Below are 14,373 nucleotides of genomic sequence, written 5' to 3' on the forward strand. Positions count from 1 at the left end.
ACCGTGCGTCACCTGCTGCTGCGGATCGGCTCGCTGCTGGTCTCGCTGGTGCTCGCGAGCATCGTCGTCTTCGTCGTCCTCCGGCTGCTGCCGGGCGACGCCGCGGGCGCGACGCTCGGCGTGGGCACCACCACGGACCAGCTCGACCAGCTCCGCAGCGAGCTGGGGACCGACCAGCCGGTCGTGACCCAGTACGTGCAGTGGGTGACCGCGCTCCTCCACGGGGACCTCGGCACGTCGTTCGTGTCGAGGCTCCCCGTGGCGGACCTCATCACGCAGAAGCTGCCGATCACGGTGCCGCTCAGCCTGGCCGCCTTCGTGCTGGCCGTGCTGGTGTCGGTGCCGCTCGGCGTGATCGCCGCCGTGCACCGCCGCGGGCCGGTCGGCGTGGCCGTCTCGGCGGTGTCCCAGCTCGGCGTGGCCGTCCCGGTGTTCTGGGTCGGCGTGCTGCTGGTGCTGGTGTTCGCGCTCCAGGCGAAGGTGCTGCCGGCGGGCGGGTTCCCGCGGACCGGCTGGGACGACCCGGCCGCCGCGGTCCGCTCACTGGTGCTGCCGGTGGTGACCGTCGCGGTGGCGATGTCGGCGGTGATGGTGCGGTACATCCGCTCCGCCACCCTCGACGTGCTCGGCCAGGACCACCTGCGCACCGCGCGCGCCCTCGGCTACGGCCGCTGGCACGCCCTGGCCCGGCACGGCCTGCGCAACGCCGCCGTGCCCGTGGTGTCGATCCTCGGCATCGAGCTCGCGACCTCGCTGCTCGGCGCCGTGGTGATCGAGAACGTCTTCGCGCTGCCCGGCCTGGGCACGCTGCTGCTCGACTCGGTGAAGTCCCGCGACCTGCCGGTGGTGCAGGCGCTGGTGCTGCTGCTCACCGCGGTCGTCCTGGTGACGAACGCGCTGGTGGACGGGTTGCAGCGGGTGATCGACCCGCGGCTGCGGCTGCGGACGGAGGTGACCGCATGAGCGCCGGTGCGCTGGATCTGGCGGAGGCGCCCCCGGTCGCGCCGGGGCGGCGTCGGCGGGGCGGGCTGCCGCCTTCGCTGGTGGTCGGCGCGGTGCTGGTCGGCATCGTCGTGCTGGTCGGCCTGGTGTCGCTGGTCTGGACCCCCTACGCGCTGGACGACACCGGCACCGGCGACCGGCTGGCCGGACCGAGCGCCGCGCACTGGGGCGGCACCGACCGCCTCGGCCGCGACCTGCTCAGCCAGCTGATGACCGGCGCCGGCAACGCGGTGGTCGTCGCGGTGGCCTCGATGCTGGTCGCCGGGATCCTCGGCGTGGTGATCGGGGTGCTCGCCGGCGCCACCCGGCGCTGGGTCGACGTCACGCTGCTGTCCGCCGTCGACCTGCTGATCGCCTTCCCGACCCTGCTGCTGGCCATGCTGATCGTCACCGTGCGCGGGGCGTCGCTGTCCTCGGCGATCTGGGCGATCGGGATCTCCGGCTCCGCCGTGATCGCCCGGGTGACCCGGGTCAACGTCGCCCGGGTGCTGCGCGAGGACTACGTCACCGCCGGGCACGCCTCCGGCACCGGCTGGTGGGGCACGATCACCCGGCACGTGGTGCCGAACGTCGCACCGACCCTGCTGGTCCAGCTGATGCTGCTCGGCGGCGGCGCGGTGCTCGCCGAGGCCTCGCTGTCCTACCTGGGGCTCGGCGCCCCGCCGCCCAACGCCTCCTGGGGCCGTCTGCTGCACGAGGCGCAGTCCACGATGCTCGTCCAGCCGTGGGGCGCGATCCTGCCCGGCGTCGCGATCGTGATCGCCGTGCTCGGGCTCAACCTGCTCGGCGACGGCATCCGCGAGCGCACCGACCCGAACCTGCGAGGCGACCGATGAACTCACCCGAGACGGCCCGCACCGCCGCCGGGACGACGACCGCGCCCCTCCTCGAGGTCCGCGACCTCACTGTCACCACCTCGACCGGCCGCACCCTGCTCGACGGGGTGTCCTGGTCGCTCGCGCCCGGCGGGCGGCTCGGCGTGGTCGGCGAGTCCGGCTCCGGCAAGTCGCTGACCGCCGCTGCCGTGCTCGGCCTGCTGCCCGAGGGCATGCGCGCGACCGGGCAGGTGCTGCTGGACGGCACCGACCTGCTCACCCTGCGCGGGCGCCGGCTCGACCGGGTGCGCGGCGCCGAGATCGCCATGGTGTTCCAGGAGCCGCTGACCGCCCTCGACCCGCTGATGACCGTCGGCCGGCAGATCGCCGGTCCGCTGCGCCTGCACCGCGGGCTGCGCGGGTCGGCGGCCCGCGAGGAGACCGCCCGGCTCGCCCGGCTGGTCCGGCTGGACGACACCGAGCGGATCCTGGGCTCCTACCCGTGGCAGCTGTCCGGCGGGCAGCGCCAGCGCGTCGCCCTCGCCATGGCGCTCGCCTGCGAGCCCCGGGTGCTGCTGGCCGACGAGCCCACCACCGCCCTCGACGTCACCGTGCAGGCCGAGGTTCTGGACCTGCTGGACGACCTGGTGGACCGCACCGGCGTCGCGCTGGTGCTGGTGTCGCACGACCTGCCCGTGATCGCGCGGGTGGCCCGCGACCTGGTCGTCATGCGGGACGGCCGGGTGGTCGAGAGCACCACCGTCGCCGACGCGCTGGCCGGTGGCGAGGCCGCGTACACCCGCGAGCTCGTGGCGGCCGCGCGCGCCGTGACCACCCCCGGTGCCACCGACGGGGCGACCGATCCCACCGACCCTGCCGGAGGTGCCCGGTGACCGGCCCCGCGATCCTCGCCCTCGACGGCGTCACCCGGACCTTCGGCGCCACCCGCGCGCTCGACGGCGTGGACCTGCGCGTCGAGGCGGGCCGCAGCCTCGGCATCGTCGGCGAGTCCGGCTCCGGCAAGTCGACGCTGCTGCGCCTGCTGCTCGGCCTCGACTCCCCCACCACCGGCACGGTCACCTACCGCGACCAGCCGCTCGACCGCCGGGACCGCGCGCTGCTGCGCCGGCTGCGCTCCGACGTGCAGATCGTGTTCCAGGACCCGCGCTCCTCCCTCGACCCCCGGATGCGCGTCGGCGCGATCGTCGGCGAGCCGCTGCGCTCGCTGCGGGTGCCCGGCGACCACCGCGCCCGCGTCACCGAGGTGCTGGCCGCCGTCGGCCTCGACCCCGACATGGCCGGCCGCTACCCCGCGCAGTTCTCCGGCGGTCAGCGGCAGCGGATCGCCATCGCCCGGGCGCTGGCACCGTCACCGTCCGTGCTGGTCGCCGACGAGCCGGTGTCCGCCCTCGACGTGTCCGTGCGCGCGCAGGTGGTCGAGCTGCTGCGCACCCTGTCCGTCGAGCAGGGGCTGACGCTGGTGCTGGTCAGCCACGACATCGGCATCGTCGGGCAGCTCTGCGCGGACACCGTCGTGCTGCACCACGGCCGGGTGGTCGAGCAGGGGCCGACCGATCGCGTGCTCGGCGCCCCGGCCGACCCCTACACGCGCCGCCTGCTCAGCGCGGTCCCGCGCCTGCCGGAGGCGTAGGACGCGCCCGACGCACAGCGGGCCCCTAGGCTGGCGGCCATGCGAGCTGCCACCAGGGCGACAGCCCTCATCACCGCCGGCCTGACCGTGCTCCTCACCTCGTGCTCCCCCACCGGTGGTGGCGACCCGGCGGACGTCACCGGGATCCCGGAGACCTGGCTCACCGCGACGCAGGAGGGCTGGCCCTCGTCGAGCGGCTACGGCGGGGACGTCCCCGTGCTGTCCCGCGGCGAGTGCCTGCTCGGCGACGAGACACCCGACCTGCTCGGGGGTGGGGCCGAGCCGACCGACACCGGCTGGGGCGGCTACGGCGACGACCCGGACGGGTACCGCTACATCTGCAACATCTGGAAGCGCGACTCGTACTCGGGCCACCTGCAGCTGCTGCGGGCGGCCTCCCCGGCGGACGCCGAGCAGACCGTCGAGCAGTTCCGCAGCCAGCGGAGCACGGGCGTGCAGGACAACACGGTCGAGGAGGTCACGTCCGGGCAGCTCGACCTGCTGGTGCTCACCCGGTGGTACCCGACGAACCCGCAGGGCATGTACCAGGCGATCTACCACGACGAGCAGGCCGATGCGATCGTCAGCTACGAGATCAACTCGCTCAGCGAGGAGGAGTTCGCCGCTCTGACACCGCAGGAGGTCGCGGACGCCCTCGTGGCCGTGATGGCGTCCTCCTCCTGACGCGGGCGCGGGTCAGTCCCACCAGCAGACCACGGCCGCGTGACCCGCTGGGACCTCGTACGGCTCGACCGGTCGGGGGCTGACCTCGTCGGCGTGCGGGAACACCTCGTCCGGCGCGTAGTCCGCGGGGAACCAGCCGCGCACCGCCTCCGGGTCGGCCGAGGTCACCACCAGCACGCGGTCCGCGAACGGCCACCAGTCCGGGTCGTCCGCCTCGGTCACCACCACGCGCACGTCGGCCACCTCGGGACGCTCGGCGATCGCGGTCAGCACCGCCCGGACCTGCTGCGGGGTCGGGGCGTCGTCCTCGTCCTCGCCGGCGTCGCTCAGCACGACATTGCCCAGGATCGATCCCGGCTCGTCGTTCCCGTCGAAGAACTCGGCCAGGGTCAGCAGCGGCAGCGGGGCGCCGTCGGCGCCGACGTCCCCGACCCGGGCGTGCACGCGCTCCAGAGCAGTGGTCATGGGGACGATCCTGCCCTGCGCGAGGGGTCAGCGAGCGACGGGCAGCCCCAGCGCGGCGCGCACCCGGTCGCGCAGCACCGGCAGGGTGGTGAAGCCGTCCCTGCCGAGCAGGTGCCCGCCGCCGGGGACCTCGTCGAAGGTCGCGTCCAGCCGTACGGCGAGCGCACGGGTCAGCGCGGGCTCCACCACGGGGTCGTCGTCGGAGCCGATCACGTGCCGGTGCGCGGTCGCGGCGACCACCCGGGCGTGGTCCGGGGAGGTGACGGTGAACTCCGCGACCTCGGGGACGGCACGCGGCTCCGCGTCGAAGCCGGCGGCCAGCACCAGCCCGCCCAGCCGCCAGTCCCCCGGGGTCACCGAGAGGGCGTGCAGGGCGGTGATGCAGCCGAGGCTGTGCCCCACCACCACCGTGCGCTCGTCCGGCGTGCCGATCGCGGCGCGCGCCGCGGCGACCCAGTGGGCGAGCACCGGCCCGTGCGGCGACGGCAGCGCGGGTACGTGCACCGGCACGCCGTCACGGGCCAGGTCGGCCGCCAGCCAGTCGAACCAGTGCGCGTCCGGGGACGCCTGGTAGCCGTGCAGGACGACGACGCGGGAACCGATGACAGGCGAGGTCATGGGACGATCCTGGACCCCTGACGAGGGCGGACGCCAGGACGTCCCAGCCGGCGAGCGGACGTGCCGTGCCTGACCGGGAGGTCAGTGCGCGACGCGAGCCCCGTACCGCTGCCGGGCCGCCGTCGTCGTCGGAGCGACCGTTGCGAGGTCCGCCTCCGTGGGTTCGTAGGACTCGAAGCGGTCGGCGAAGTCATCCGCCTGGTCGAGAATCTGGTCGCGAGATCGGGACATGCCATCAATGCTACCTATCAATAGCACCGTCGGCGTCACCTATCGGACCGCCCCGGCTTCTTCTCCGGCACCGCCTCACGCCCCGACGCCCGGTCCGCCCGCCGGTGCTCGCGCGCCTCGTCCTGCCGGGCGGCCTCCGCGCCGGAGGCGATCTCGGCACGCAGGTGCTCGGGCCCGTGGCCGAAGGCGTCGACGAGGTCCTGCGCGTGCGGGCGCAGCCGGGTCAGCAGGCGCTCGATGTACGAGGTGACGGTGCGGGCGCGCCCGGCGGACAGCCGGCCGTTGACCAGGTACCAGGCGAGATGCCGCTCGACCAGGGTCAGCCCGAACAGGTCGCGGAGCCAGGTGAGCACCTGGCGGGTGCCGGGGTCGGTGACGGTGTCCAGGCCGCGGGTGAAGGCCTCCCACTGGAGCAGCTCGGCGTGCGCGCGGGCGGCCTCGATCAGCTCGTGCTGGTGGGCGTCGAAGAGCGCGGCGGCCTCCTCGGGGGCGGCTCGCCGGGCGGGACGGAGCGCCTGGGCGAGCTCGGCGACCATGGTGGAGACCCGGTCGGCGAGCAGGGAGCGCTGGGTGTCGGTCTCGCGCAGCTGGCCGGCGGACCGGCGGGCGTCGCCGGCGTCGACCAGGGTCTGCACGGCGCGGGCCAACGGCATGCGGTGCAGTGCGGCGTCCGCGGCGCGGCCGGCGACCAGGCGGGCGATCACGGCGGGGTCGCCGCCGACGGACTGGCCGTAGCGGGTGAGCAGCCGCTTGCCGACGAGCTGGTAGAGCACGGTGTTGTCGCCCTCGAAGGTCACGTAGACGTCGAGGTCGGCGCGCAGGGAGGTGAGCCGGTTGGCGGTGAGGAAGCCGGCGCCGCCGCAGGCCTCGCGGGCGGTCTGGAGCGTGGTGAGCGCGTGCCAGGTGGACGTCGGCTTGAGCGCGGCGGCCAGGGTCTCGAGCTCCTCGCGGGCCTCGGGGGTGTCGGTGCGCCCGGAGAAGACGTCGTCGAAGGCGCTGAGCAGGTGCTCGTGCGCGAAGCCGGCGGCGTAGGTCTCGGCGAGCAGGGGCAGCAGCCGGCGCCGGTGCTCGCCGTAGTCGAGCAGCACGACCTCCTCGGTGGGCGAGGCGGCGGTGAACTGGCGGCGCTGGTTGCCGTAGGTGACCGCGATGGCCAGGCCGATCCGGGCGGCGTTGACGGCGGCGCCGTCCAGCGACACCCGGCCCTGCACGAGGGTGCCGAGCATGGTGAAGAACCGGCGGCCGGGGCTGGCGATCGGCGAGGTGTAGGTGCCGTCGGCGGCGACGTCGCCGTAGCGGTTCAGCAGGTCGGCGCGCGGGACGCGCACGTGGTCGAACCAGAGCCGCCCGTTGTCGATGCCGTTCAGGCCGCCCTTGAGGCCGTCGTCCTCGCCGCCGACGCCGGGCAGGAACTCGCCGGTGGCCGGGTCGCGGACCAGCACGTAGAAGGCGTGCACGCCGTGGTTCACCGGGTCGGGGTCGGCGGGCCCCTGGCTGATCAGCTGGGCGAAGACCACCGCGGCGGTGGCGTGCTCGCCGGCGTTGCCCAGGTAGTCCTTCCACGCCGCCCGGTACGGCGTGTGGATCACGAACTCCTCGGTGGCCGGGTCGTAGGTGGCGGTGGTGGCGACGCTGGCGACGTCGGAGCCGTGGCCGGTCTCGGTCATGGCGAACGCCCCGGGCACGGCGACGGACATCGCGTCGGGCAGCAGGCGGTCGTGGTGGCCCTCGGTGCCGAGGTGCAGGATCGCGGAGGCGAACAGCCCCCACTGCACGCCGGCCTTGATCTGCAACGACGGGTCGGCGGCGACCAGCTCCTCGAAGCGCGCGAGGCTGCCGCCGTGGTCGTCCGCACCACCGAGCCGGGTGGGGAAGGCGCGCAGCACGTCGGCCTCGGCGGCCAGCGCGCGCAGCTGCTCCAGCACACGGGTGCGGTGCTCGGCGGGCGGCAGGCCCTCAATCCGCTGGAAGCGGGGATCACCGGCGACGCCGCGCGCGCCCCGGCGCAGGTCGGCGTACCGGCCGAGCAGGGCGTCGGTCAGCGCGGGCACGTCCACCCGGACGTCGGCGGCTGCGACCTGCGGCGATGCCGGGTGCCCGCGCCCGGCGACCCGCTGCGGGGCGGCGCCCGGGTGCCGGCTGGATCGCGGCGCCGGGCGGGGCGAGGGGCTGTCCGGACGATCGGTGGTGGCGGTCATGGCTGCTCCCCTGGTGTCGGTGCGTCGTCGTCGACGCGGGACGTGCGGTGGTGCCCGGGTGCGGGCGGGGTGGACGAGGCCGAGCGTTCGCGGCCGAGCACGCCGATCGGACCGGCCCACAACCAGGCGGCGATCTGCGCGGCGACGGCCTCGCGGTCCGCCTCCCGACCGGCCTCGGCGGCGTCACCCCGGTCGGCGAGCCAGCGCTCCCCCGCCCCGCGCACGAAGCCGACCGCGCCGGCGGCCCACACCTGGGCGCGCGCCACGGCCTCGGCGCCGGGATCGGCGACCTCGCGGGCGAATGGGTCGGCGAGCAGCCCGGTGATCGACCCGACCAGGTGCGCCACCGAGCCGTCGCGGGTGACGAAGGTGTAGACGTGCGGCGAGGAGTCGATCATCGCCAGGTAGGTGGAGACCATCCGGCGCAGCGCCTCGCGCGGGGTGGCGGCGGCGTCGGCGGCGTCCGCGAGCGCGTCCCGGATGTCGGCGACGACGGCCTCGGCGACCGCGACCTGGAGCCCCTGCTTGTCGGTGAAGTACCGGTAGACGATCGACTTGGAGGTGCCGCCGGCGGCGGCGATGTCGTCCATGGAGACGTCCGGGCCGACGTGGTGCACCAACCGACGGGCCACCTGCACCAGCTCGGCGCGCCGGGCCTCGCGGTGGTCGTCCCACCGGGTCGAGCGCCCGTCCTCGACAGGCATGACGACCTGATCCGCCGGGCCGTCGTCGGCCGCCGCGAAGGGCACGTCCGTCGCCGTCGACGGACCCCGTGTGATCGGGCTCACAGAACCGACGGTATCAGGTACTGTGAGTTTCGGACATCGGATCAAGGGGCTTTGGTCCCAGATCGATCCGCCGAACGATCAACAGCCGATCACCCATCGACGACGATGCGGAGGACCTGATGACGACCCCCACCCCCGAGACCCGGCGCGCGTACGTGCTGGGCGGCAACCGGATCCCGTTCGCCCGGGCCGGCGGTGCCTACGCCCGCTCCGGCAACGAGGACATGCTCACCGCCGCCCTCGACGGCCTGGTCGCCCGGCACGGCCTCCAGGGCGAGCGCCTGGGCGAGGTCGTCGCGGGCGCGGTGCTCAAGCACAGCCGCGACTTCAACCTCACCCGCGAGGCCGTGCTCGGCTCGCCGCTGTCCGCGCAGACCCCCGCCTACGACCTCCAGCAGGCCTGCGCGACCGGGCTCGAGGCGGTGGTCTCGGTCGCGAACAAGATCCGGCTCGGCCAGGTCGAGTCCGGGATCGCCGGCGGGGTGGACACCGCCTCCGACGTGCCGATCGCGGTCAGCGAGGGCCTGCGCCGCACCCTCATCGCCCTGTCGAGCGCGAGGACCGTCCCGCAGCGGCTCAAGGCCGCCACCCGGTTCCGACCCGGCGACCTGGCCCCGGCCACCCCGCGCACCGACGAGCCGCGCACCGGTCTGTCGATGGGCGAGCACCAGGCGCTCACCACCGCGCAGTGGGGGATCACCCGGCAGGCGCAGGACGAGATCGCGCTCGCCAGCCACCAGCGGCTCGCGGCGGCGTGGGACAGCGGGTTCTTCGACGACCTGGTCACCGGCTACCGGGGGCTGACCCGCGACGCCAACCTCCGTGCGGACACCTCGATCGAGAAGCTCGCCACGCTCAAGCCGGTGTTCGGCACCCGCCTCGGCACCCCGGCGACCATGACCGCCGGCAACTCCACCCCGCTCACCGACGGCGCCTCGACGGTGCTGCTCGGGTCGCCGGAGTGGGCCGCCGAGCACGGCCTGACCCCGTGGGCGTCGGTGGTGGACGCCGAGACCGCCGCGGTGGACTTCGTGCACGGCGAGGACGGGCTGCTGATGGCGCCCGCGTTCGCGGTGCCCCGGCTGCTCGCCCGGCAGGGCCTCGCGCTCGGCGACCTGGACTACGTGGAGATCCACGAGGCCTTCGCCGCCACCGTGCTCAGCCACCTGGCGGCGTGGGAGGACAAGGAGTTCTGCGTCGAGCGGCTCGGCCTGGACGACGCGCTGGGCACCGTCGACCGCGAGCGCCTCAACGTGCTCGGCTCCTCGCTCGCCGCCGGCCACCCGTTCGCCGCCACCGGCGGGCGGATCGTCGCGACCATCGCCAAGCAGCTGCACCGGCGTCGTGCCGAGCTGCTGGCCGCCGGCGAGGACCGTCCGGTCCGTGCGCTGGTGTCCGTCTGCGCCGCCGGGGGCCTCGGCGTCGCCGCGATCCTGGAGGCGGCATGACCGACACGTACCTCGACCTGGTCAACGGCGGGGTCACCGCGCAGATCGCCAAGCGGCTCGGGCTGCCCCGGCCGTCGCGCCTGCACCGCCACCACCCGGGCGATCCGCTGCTCGACGGCCCGGTGCTGGTGATCGGGCACGGCGCCGACGCCGACGCGCTGGCCCAGCACCTGTCCGGCACCTCGCCCGAGCGCAAGGGCTGGGACCTGGACGTCCGTCGGCACGCCGACGAGGGCACCCGCTTCGCCGCCGTCGTGCTCGCGCTGACCGAGGTGACGCACCCCGACGACCTCGCCGGCCCGGTGCTCGCCCTCGCGCCTACCCTGCGCGCGCTGGCCCCCGGCGGCCGGGTGGTCACCGTCTCCCGGCCCGCCTCCGCCGACGACGCCCCCGCGCTCGCCGCCGCCCGGCAGGGCGTGGACGGGATGCTGCGCTCGCTCGCCAAGGAGCTGCGGCACGGCGCCACCGGCAACGGTGTCGTGGTCGCGGACGGCGTGCCGGTGACCGCTCCGGCGGTGCTCGGCTCCCTGCGCTTCCTGCTCTCCGCGCGCTCCGCCTACGTGGACGGCCAGCTGCTCCCGGTGGACTCCGCCGCCGGCACGCTGCCGGAGGACTGGGACCAGCCCCTCACCGGCCGGGTGGCCGTGGTCACCGGTGCCGCACGCGGGATCGGCGAGGCCATCGCCGAGACCCTGGCCCGGGACGGCGCCACCGTGGTCGCGGTGGACGTGCCCGCCGCCGGGGAGGCGCTGACCGCGGTGGCCAACCGGGTGCACGGCACGGCGCTCCAGGTCGACGTGACCGCGCCGGACGCCGGGGATCGGATCCTCGAGCACGTGCTCGCCCGGCACGGCCACCTGGACGTCGTGGTGCACAACGCCGGGATCACCCGGGACAAGCTGCTCGCCAACATGACCCCCGATCGCTGGCAGTCGGTGATCGCGGTGAACATCGCCGCCCAGCTGCGGATCAACGAGGCGCTGCTCACCTCCGGCGACTTCACCGACGCCCCCCGGATCGTCGCGCTCGCCTCGACCTCCGGGATCGCCGGCAACCGCGGGCAGACGAACTACGGCGCGTCCAAGGGCGGGGTGATCGGCATGGTCCGCGCCACCGCACCGCTGCTCGCGGCCTTCGGCGGCACCGCCAACGCGGTGGCCCCCGGGTTCATCGAGACCGAGATGACCGCGCGGATGCCGGCGCTGACCCGGCAGGTGGCGCGGCGGCTGTCGTCCTTGCAGCAGGGCGGCCTGCCGGTGGACGTGGCCGAGGCGGTGGCCTTCCTCGCGTCGCCGGCCGCCGGCGGGATCACCGGGCAGGTGCTGCGGGTGTGCGGCCAGGCGATGGTGGGCCGATGACCGCCGTCGCCGACCGGGTGGAGGTGCTGCTCGACGCCTCCCCCGCGCTCGGAGGGCTGTACGCGCGCACGGCGGCGTCCGGGGCCGGTGCGGCGGCAGGCCGGGTGCTGCGGCGCGGACACCCCGACGGCCCGGCGGCGCTGCCCGAGGTCACCTACCTGCTGCGCGGGCTGCGCCCCGATCCCGCCCGGCTCACCGCCTACCAGCACCTGCTCGGCGAGCCCGGCACCGATGTGCTGCCCGCCGGGTTCGTGCACGTGCTGACCTTCCCGCTCGGGATCGCGCTGATGACCCGGGCCGACTTTCCGGTCCCCGCCCTCGGCGTCGTGCACCTGGCCAACCGCGTCGAGCAGGTCCGGCCGCTGCGCCTGGGTGAGGCGCTGGACGTGCGCACCTGGACCCGTGACCTGCGCCCGCACCCCCGGGGCACCCGCTTCGAGCTGGTCGCCGAGGTGCGCGCCGAGGGCGAGGTCGCCTGGCGCGGGGTGTCGACCTACCTCGCCCCCGGGATCGGCGCCGACCCCGCCGCGTCCTCCGACCGGGGCCCGCGGATCGATCCCGCCGCGCTCGTCCCCACCGCCGGCTGGCACCTCGACGCCGGCACCGGCCGCCGGTACGCCGCGGTCTCCGGCGACGTGAACCCGATCCACCTGTCCGCGCTCTCCGCCAGGGCGTTCGGCTTCCCCCGGGCCATCGCGCACGGCATGCACACCGCCGCCCGTCTGCTCGCCGGGGTCGGGGCTGCGCGGGGCGACGCGTTCACCTGGCAGGTCGAGTTCGCCGCACCGGTGCTGCTGCCGTCGCGGCCGGTGGCGCGGGTGGCACGGGCCGACGACGGCTTCGACCTCGCGCTGTGGGACGCGATGCGGGGGAAGGTGCACGTCACGGGGTCGGTGCGACCGCGCTGACCCGACCGGGTGGTCCCCGCCCGGCCCACCCCACCCTGCTCACCGGCGCCCGGTAGGTTGCGGCGGGTGACCACCGCGCAGGACCTCGCGACGCTGCTGCGCAGCCGGGTGCCGCTGGTGGTGCTGGAGACCACCGACGAGGCGCGGGCGGTCGACCTGGTGCTGGCGGCGCGTCCCGCCGCCCGCGCGACCCCGCCGTCCCCGTTCGGCGGCCCCGTGCTCTACCCGGACGGCGACGGCGCCCCGGTGTTCACCTGGAAGGTCACCGAGGGCCTGCGGCGTCGCGACATCGACCTCGGCACCTCGCAGCGCACCTCAGCCGCACCGGTCGACCTGCTGCGCGGGATCCTGGAGGGCGGGCTGCCCGGGATCTACGTGCTGCTCGACCTGCACCCCTACCTGGACGACCCGGTGACCGTGCGGCTGGTCAAGGACATCGCCCTGGCACCGACCCGGCGCACGCTGGTGCTGGTCAGCCACGCCGTCGACCTCCCGGACGAGCTGGAGCACCTGGCCGCGCGCTACCCGGTGGCGTTCCCGGACCGCGCGGAGCGCCGGGCGCTGGTGGACCGGGTGGTGCACGAGTGGCTGACCGAGACCGGACGGGCCGCCCAGGTGGACGCCCGCGCCGCCGACCTGCTGGTGGAGAACCTGGCCGGGCTGTCCCTGTCGGACGCCGAGCGGCTGGCCCGGGCGGCGGTGTTCGACGACGGTGCGCTGCTGCCGAGCGACGTCCCCGCCGTCACCCGCGCCAAGCACGCGCTGCTCGCCAAGGACGGCGTGCTGTCCTACGAGCTCGACACCGTGCCGCTGGACCAGGTCGCCGGGATGGGCCGCCTCAAGCAGTGGCTGTCCCGCCGGGCACCGGCCTTCGACGGCAGCGCCCCACACCTCGACCCGCCGCGCGGCCTGCTCATGCTCGGCGTGCAGGGCTGCGGCAAGAGCGTGGTCGCCAAGGCCGCCGCCCACGTGCTCGGCGTCCCGCTGCTGCGCCTCGACCTGGCCGCCACGCACGACAAGTACGTCGGCGAGTCCGAGCGCCGGCTGCGCGACAGTCTGAGCACCGCGGAGGCGATGGCGCCGTGCGTGCTGTGGATCGACGAGATCGAGAAGGCCGTCGCCTCCGGCTCGGACGACGCGGGTCCCGGACGCCGGCTGCTCGGCACGCTGCTGACCTGGCTCGCCGAGCCGCACGCGACCGTGCTGGTGGTCGCGACCGCCAACGACATCTCGGCGCTGCCGCCGGAGCTGGTGCGCAAGGGCCGCTTCGACGAGATCTTCTTCGTGGATCTGCCGGCACCGGCGGTGCGGGCGGAGATCCTGCGGATCCACGCCGGGCGACGCGGGGTGCTGCTCGACCCGGCCCTCGTGCCGGACGTCGTGCTCGCCACCGACGGGTTCTCCGGCGCCGAGATCGAGCAGGCGGTCGTCTCCGCCACCTACGCCGCGCACGACGGCGACCGGCCGCCCGGGCTGGTGGACGTGCTCGCGGAGGTCCGCGCGACCCGGCCGCTGTCGGCGGTGATGGCCGAGCCGGTCGCCCGGCTGCGCGCCTGGGCCTCGACCCGCACGGTCCCCGCGGACTGAGCGCTCAGTCCGCGCCCAACCGGACCAGCAGGCCGTCGCGGACGCGGGGCCACTCGTCGGCCAGCACCGAGAAGTACGCGGTGTCGCCCCGGCTGCCGTCGGGGGCGACCCGGTGGCTGCGCAGCACGCCCTCGGCGGTGGCACCCAGCCGCAGGATCGCGCCGATCGACCGGGTGTTGCGCGCGTCGGCCCGCAGCGCGACCCGCTGCATGCCCCACTCCTCGAAGGCGTGCCGCAGCAGCAGGTGCTTGCAGGCCGGGTTCACGTGCGTGCCCCACACCCGCCGGTCGGTGAACGTGAAGCCGATCTCGACGCGCTGCTGCCGGGGCTCGTGGTCGTAGAAGGACGTGCTGCCGACCACCGCGCCCTCGGCGTCCAGCACCGCGAAGGCGTACCGTCCCGGCGCGGCGTGCGCGGCGGCCACCACCTCGCGCATCCCCGCCTCGCCCTGCGGCGTCGGCTGGCTCATCCCCCGCCACAGCGCGTCGTCGGTGAAGGCCGCGAGCGCCGCCGCGTGCTCCTCCGCCAGCGGGACCAGCCGGACTCCGTGACCGCTCAGGGTGATGTCGTGCTGCACCCGCCGATGGTGGCACGTCGGCGTCGGTGGCGGGTGGCAGGCT

The 14,373-nt window shown here is 75.3% G+C and carries 15 protein-coding genes; 9 read left to right on the forward strand and 6 right to left on the reverse strand.

Annotation, left to right across the window (positions count from 1 at the left end; all coding sequences use genetic code 11):
• Window positions 1–3: 3 nt before the first annotated feature.
• The 5 genes from ACZ5HG_RS17285 to ACZ5HG_RS17305 are packed head-to-tail and all read left to right on the forward strand — an operon-like array spanning window position 4 to window position 4,152.
• Window positions 4–963, forward strand: a complete 960-nt coding sequence (locus ACZ5HG_RS17285) for an ABC transporter permease (RefSeq protein ID WP_464178603.1) — start codon at window positions 4–6, stop codon at window positions 961–963.
• Complete coding sequence (locus ACZ5HG_RS17290) at window positions 960–1,838, forward strand: ABC transporter permease (RefSeq protein ID WP_464178605.1); 879 nt, start codon at window positions 960–962, stop codon at window positions 1,836–1,838. Before ACZ5HG_RS17285 ends, ACZ5HG_RS17290 begins: the two co-directional genes overlap by 4 nt.
• Window positions 1,835–2,710: an ATP-binding cassette domain-containing protein gene (locus ACZ5HG_RS17295; protein WP_464178607.1), complete on the forward strand. Its 876-nt coding sequence runs from the start codon at window positions 1,835–1,837 to the stop codon at window positions 2,708–2,710. Before ACZ5HG_RS17290 ends, ACZ5HG_RS17295 begins: the two co-directional genes overlap by 4 nt.
• Window positions 2,707–3,468 carry an ABC transporter ATP-binding protein gene (locus ACZ5HG_RS17300; protein WP_464178609.1) on the forward strand — a complete coding sequence of 254 codons (762 nt, stop codon included), beginning with the start codon at window positions 2,707–2,709 and terminating at the stop codon, window positions 3,466–3,468. Before ACZ5HG_RS17295 ends, ACZ5HG_RS17300 begins: the two co-directional genes overlap by 4 nt.
• Before the next feature lie 39 nt (window positions 3,469–3,507).
• Window positions 3,508–4,152 (forward strand): hypothetical protein, encoded by a 645-nt coding sequence (locus tag ACZ5HG_RS17305; protein WP_464178611.1) that lies wholly within the window; start codon window positions 3,508–3,510, stop codon window positions 4,150–4,152.
• 12 nt (window positions 4,153–4,164) lie between these two features.
• Here ACZ5HG_RS17305 and ACZ5HG_RS17310 read toward each other — a convergent pair whose 3' ends face one another.
• The 5 genes from ACZ5HG_RS17310 to ACZ5HG_RS17330 form a co-directional block, all read right to left on the reverse strand.
• Window positions 4,165–4,617, reverse strand: a complete 453-nt coding sequence (locus tag ACZ5HG_RS17310) for a hypothetical protein (RefSeq protein WP_464178613.1) — start codon at window positions 4,615–4,617, stop codon at window positions 4,165–4,167.
• 27 nt (window positions 4,618–4,644) lie between these two features.
• Window positions 4,645–5,235 (reverse strand): RBBP9/YdeN family alpha/beta hydrolase, encoded by a 591-nt coding sequence (locus tag ACZ5HG_RS17315; protein WP_464178615.1) that lies wholly within the window; start codon window positions 5,233–5,235, stop codon window positions 4,645–4,647.
• 81 nt (window positions 5,236–5,316) lie between these two features.
• Window positions 5,317–5,466, reverse strand: coding sequence for a hypothetical protein (locus ACZ5HG_RS17320; RefSeq protein ID WP_464178617.1), 150 nt, complete (start codon window positions 5,464–5,466; stop codon window positions 5,317–5,319).
• A 35-nt stretch (window positions 5,467–5,501) separates the two neighbouring features.
• The gene (locus tag ACZ5HG_RS17325; protein WP_464178619.1) at window positions 5,502–7,664 is read right to left on the reverse strand and encodes an acyl-CoA dehydrogenase family protein; all 2,163 of its coding nucleotides are present in this window, start codon (window positions 7,662–7,664) and stop codon (window positions 5,502–5,504) included.
• Window positions 7,661–8,452 carry a TetR/AcrR family transcriptional regulator gene (locus tag ACZ5HG_RS17330; protein WP_464178622.1) on the reverse strand — a complete coding sequence of 264 codons (792 nt, stop codon included), beginning with the start codon at window positions 8,450–8,452 and terminating at the stop codon, window positions 7,661–7,663. The genes ACZ5HG_RS17325 and ACZ5HG_RS17330 overlap by 4 nt, the downstream gene beginning before the upstream one ends.
• A 119-nt stretch (window positions 8,453–8,571) precedes the next feature.
• Here ACZ5HG_RS17330 and ACZ5HG_RS17335 point away from each other — a divergent pair, with 119 nt between their 5' ends.
• The 4 genes from ACZ5HG_RS17335 (at window position 8,572) to ACZ5HG_RS17350 (ending at window position 13,753) form a co-directional block, all read left to right on the forward strand.
• Window positions 8,572–9,900: an acetyl-CoA C-acetyltransferase gene (locus ACZ5HG_RS17335; protein ID WP_464178624.1), complete on the forward strand. Its 1,329-nt coding sequence runs from the start codon at window positions 8,572–8,574 to the stop codon at window positions 9,898–9,900.
• A complete protein-coding gene (locus tag ACZ5HG_RS17340; RefSeq protein ID WP_464178626.1) occupies window positions 9,897–11,258 on the forward strand; it encodes a 3-oxoacyl-ACP reductase in 1,362 nt (453 codons plus the stop codon). The genes ACZ5HG_RS17335 and ACZ5HG_RS17340 overlap by 4 nt, the downstream gene beginning before the upstream one ends.
• Window positions 11,255–12,166 carry a MaoC family dehydratase gene (locus ACZ5HG_RS17345; protein ID WP_464178628.1) on the forward strand — a complete coding sequence of 304 codons (912 nt, stop codon included), beginning with the start codon at window positions 11,255–11,257 and terminating at the stop codon, window positions 12,164–12,166. Before ACZ5HG_RS17340 ends, ACZ5HG_RS17345 begins: the two co-directional genes overlap by 4 nt.
• Window positions 12,167–12,232: 66 nt before the next feature.
• Complete coding sequence (locus ACZ5HG_RS17350) at window positions 12,233–13,753, forward strand: AAA family ATPase (protein WP_464178630.1); 1,521 nt, start codon at window positions 12,233–12,235, stop codon at window positions 13,751–13,753.
• A gap of 4 nt (window positions 13,754–13,757) precedes the next feature.
• On the opposite strand, the gene ACZ5HG_RS17355 is transcribed toward ACZ5HG_RS17350, so the two are convergent.
• Window positions 13,758–14,330 carry a GNAT family N-acetyltransferase gene (locus tag ACZ5HG_RS17355; RefSeq protein WP_464178632.1) on the reverse strand — a complete coding sequence of 191 codons (573 nt, stop codon included), beginning with the start codon at window positions 14,328–14,330 and terminating at the stop codon, window positions 13,758–13,760.
• Window positions 14,331–14,373: the final 43 nt, after the last annotated feature.

The sequence above is a fragment of the Cellulomonas sp. GTC20042 genome, assembly GCF_055389595.1.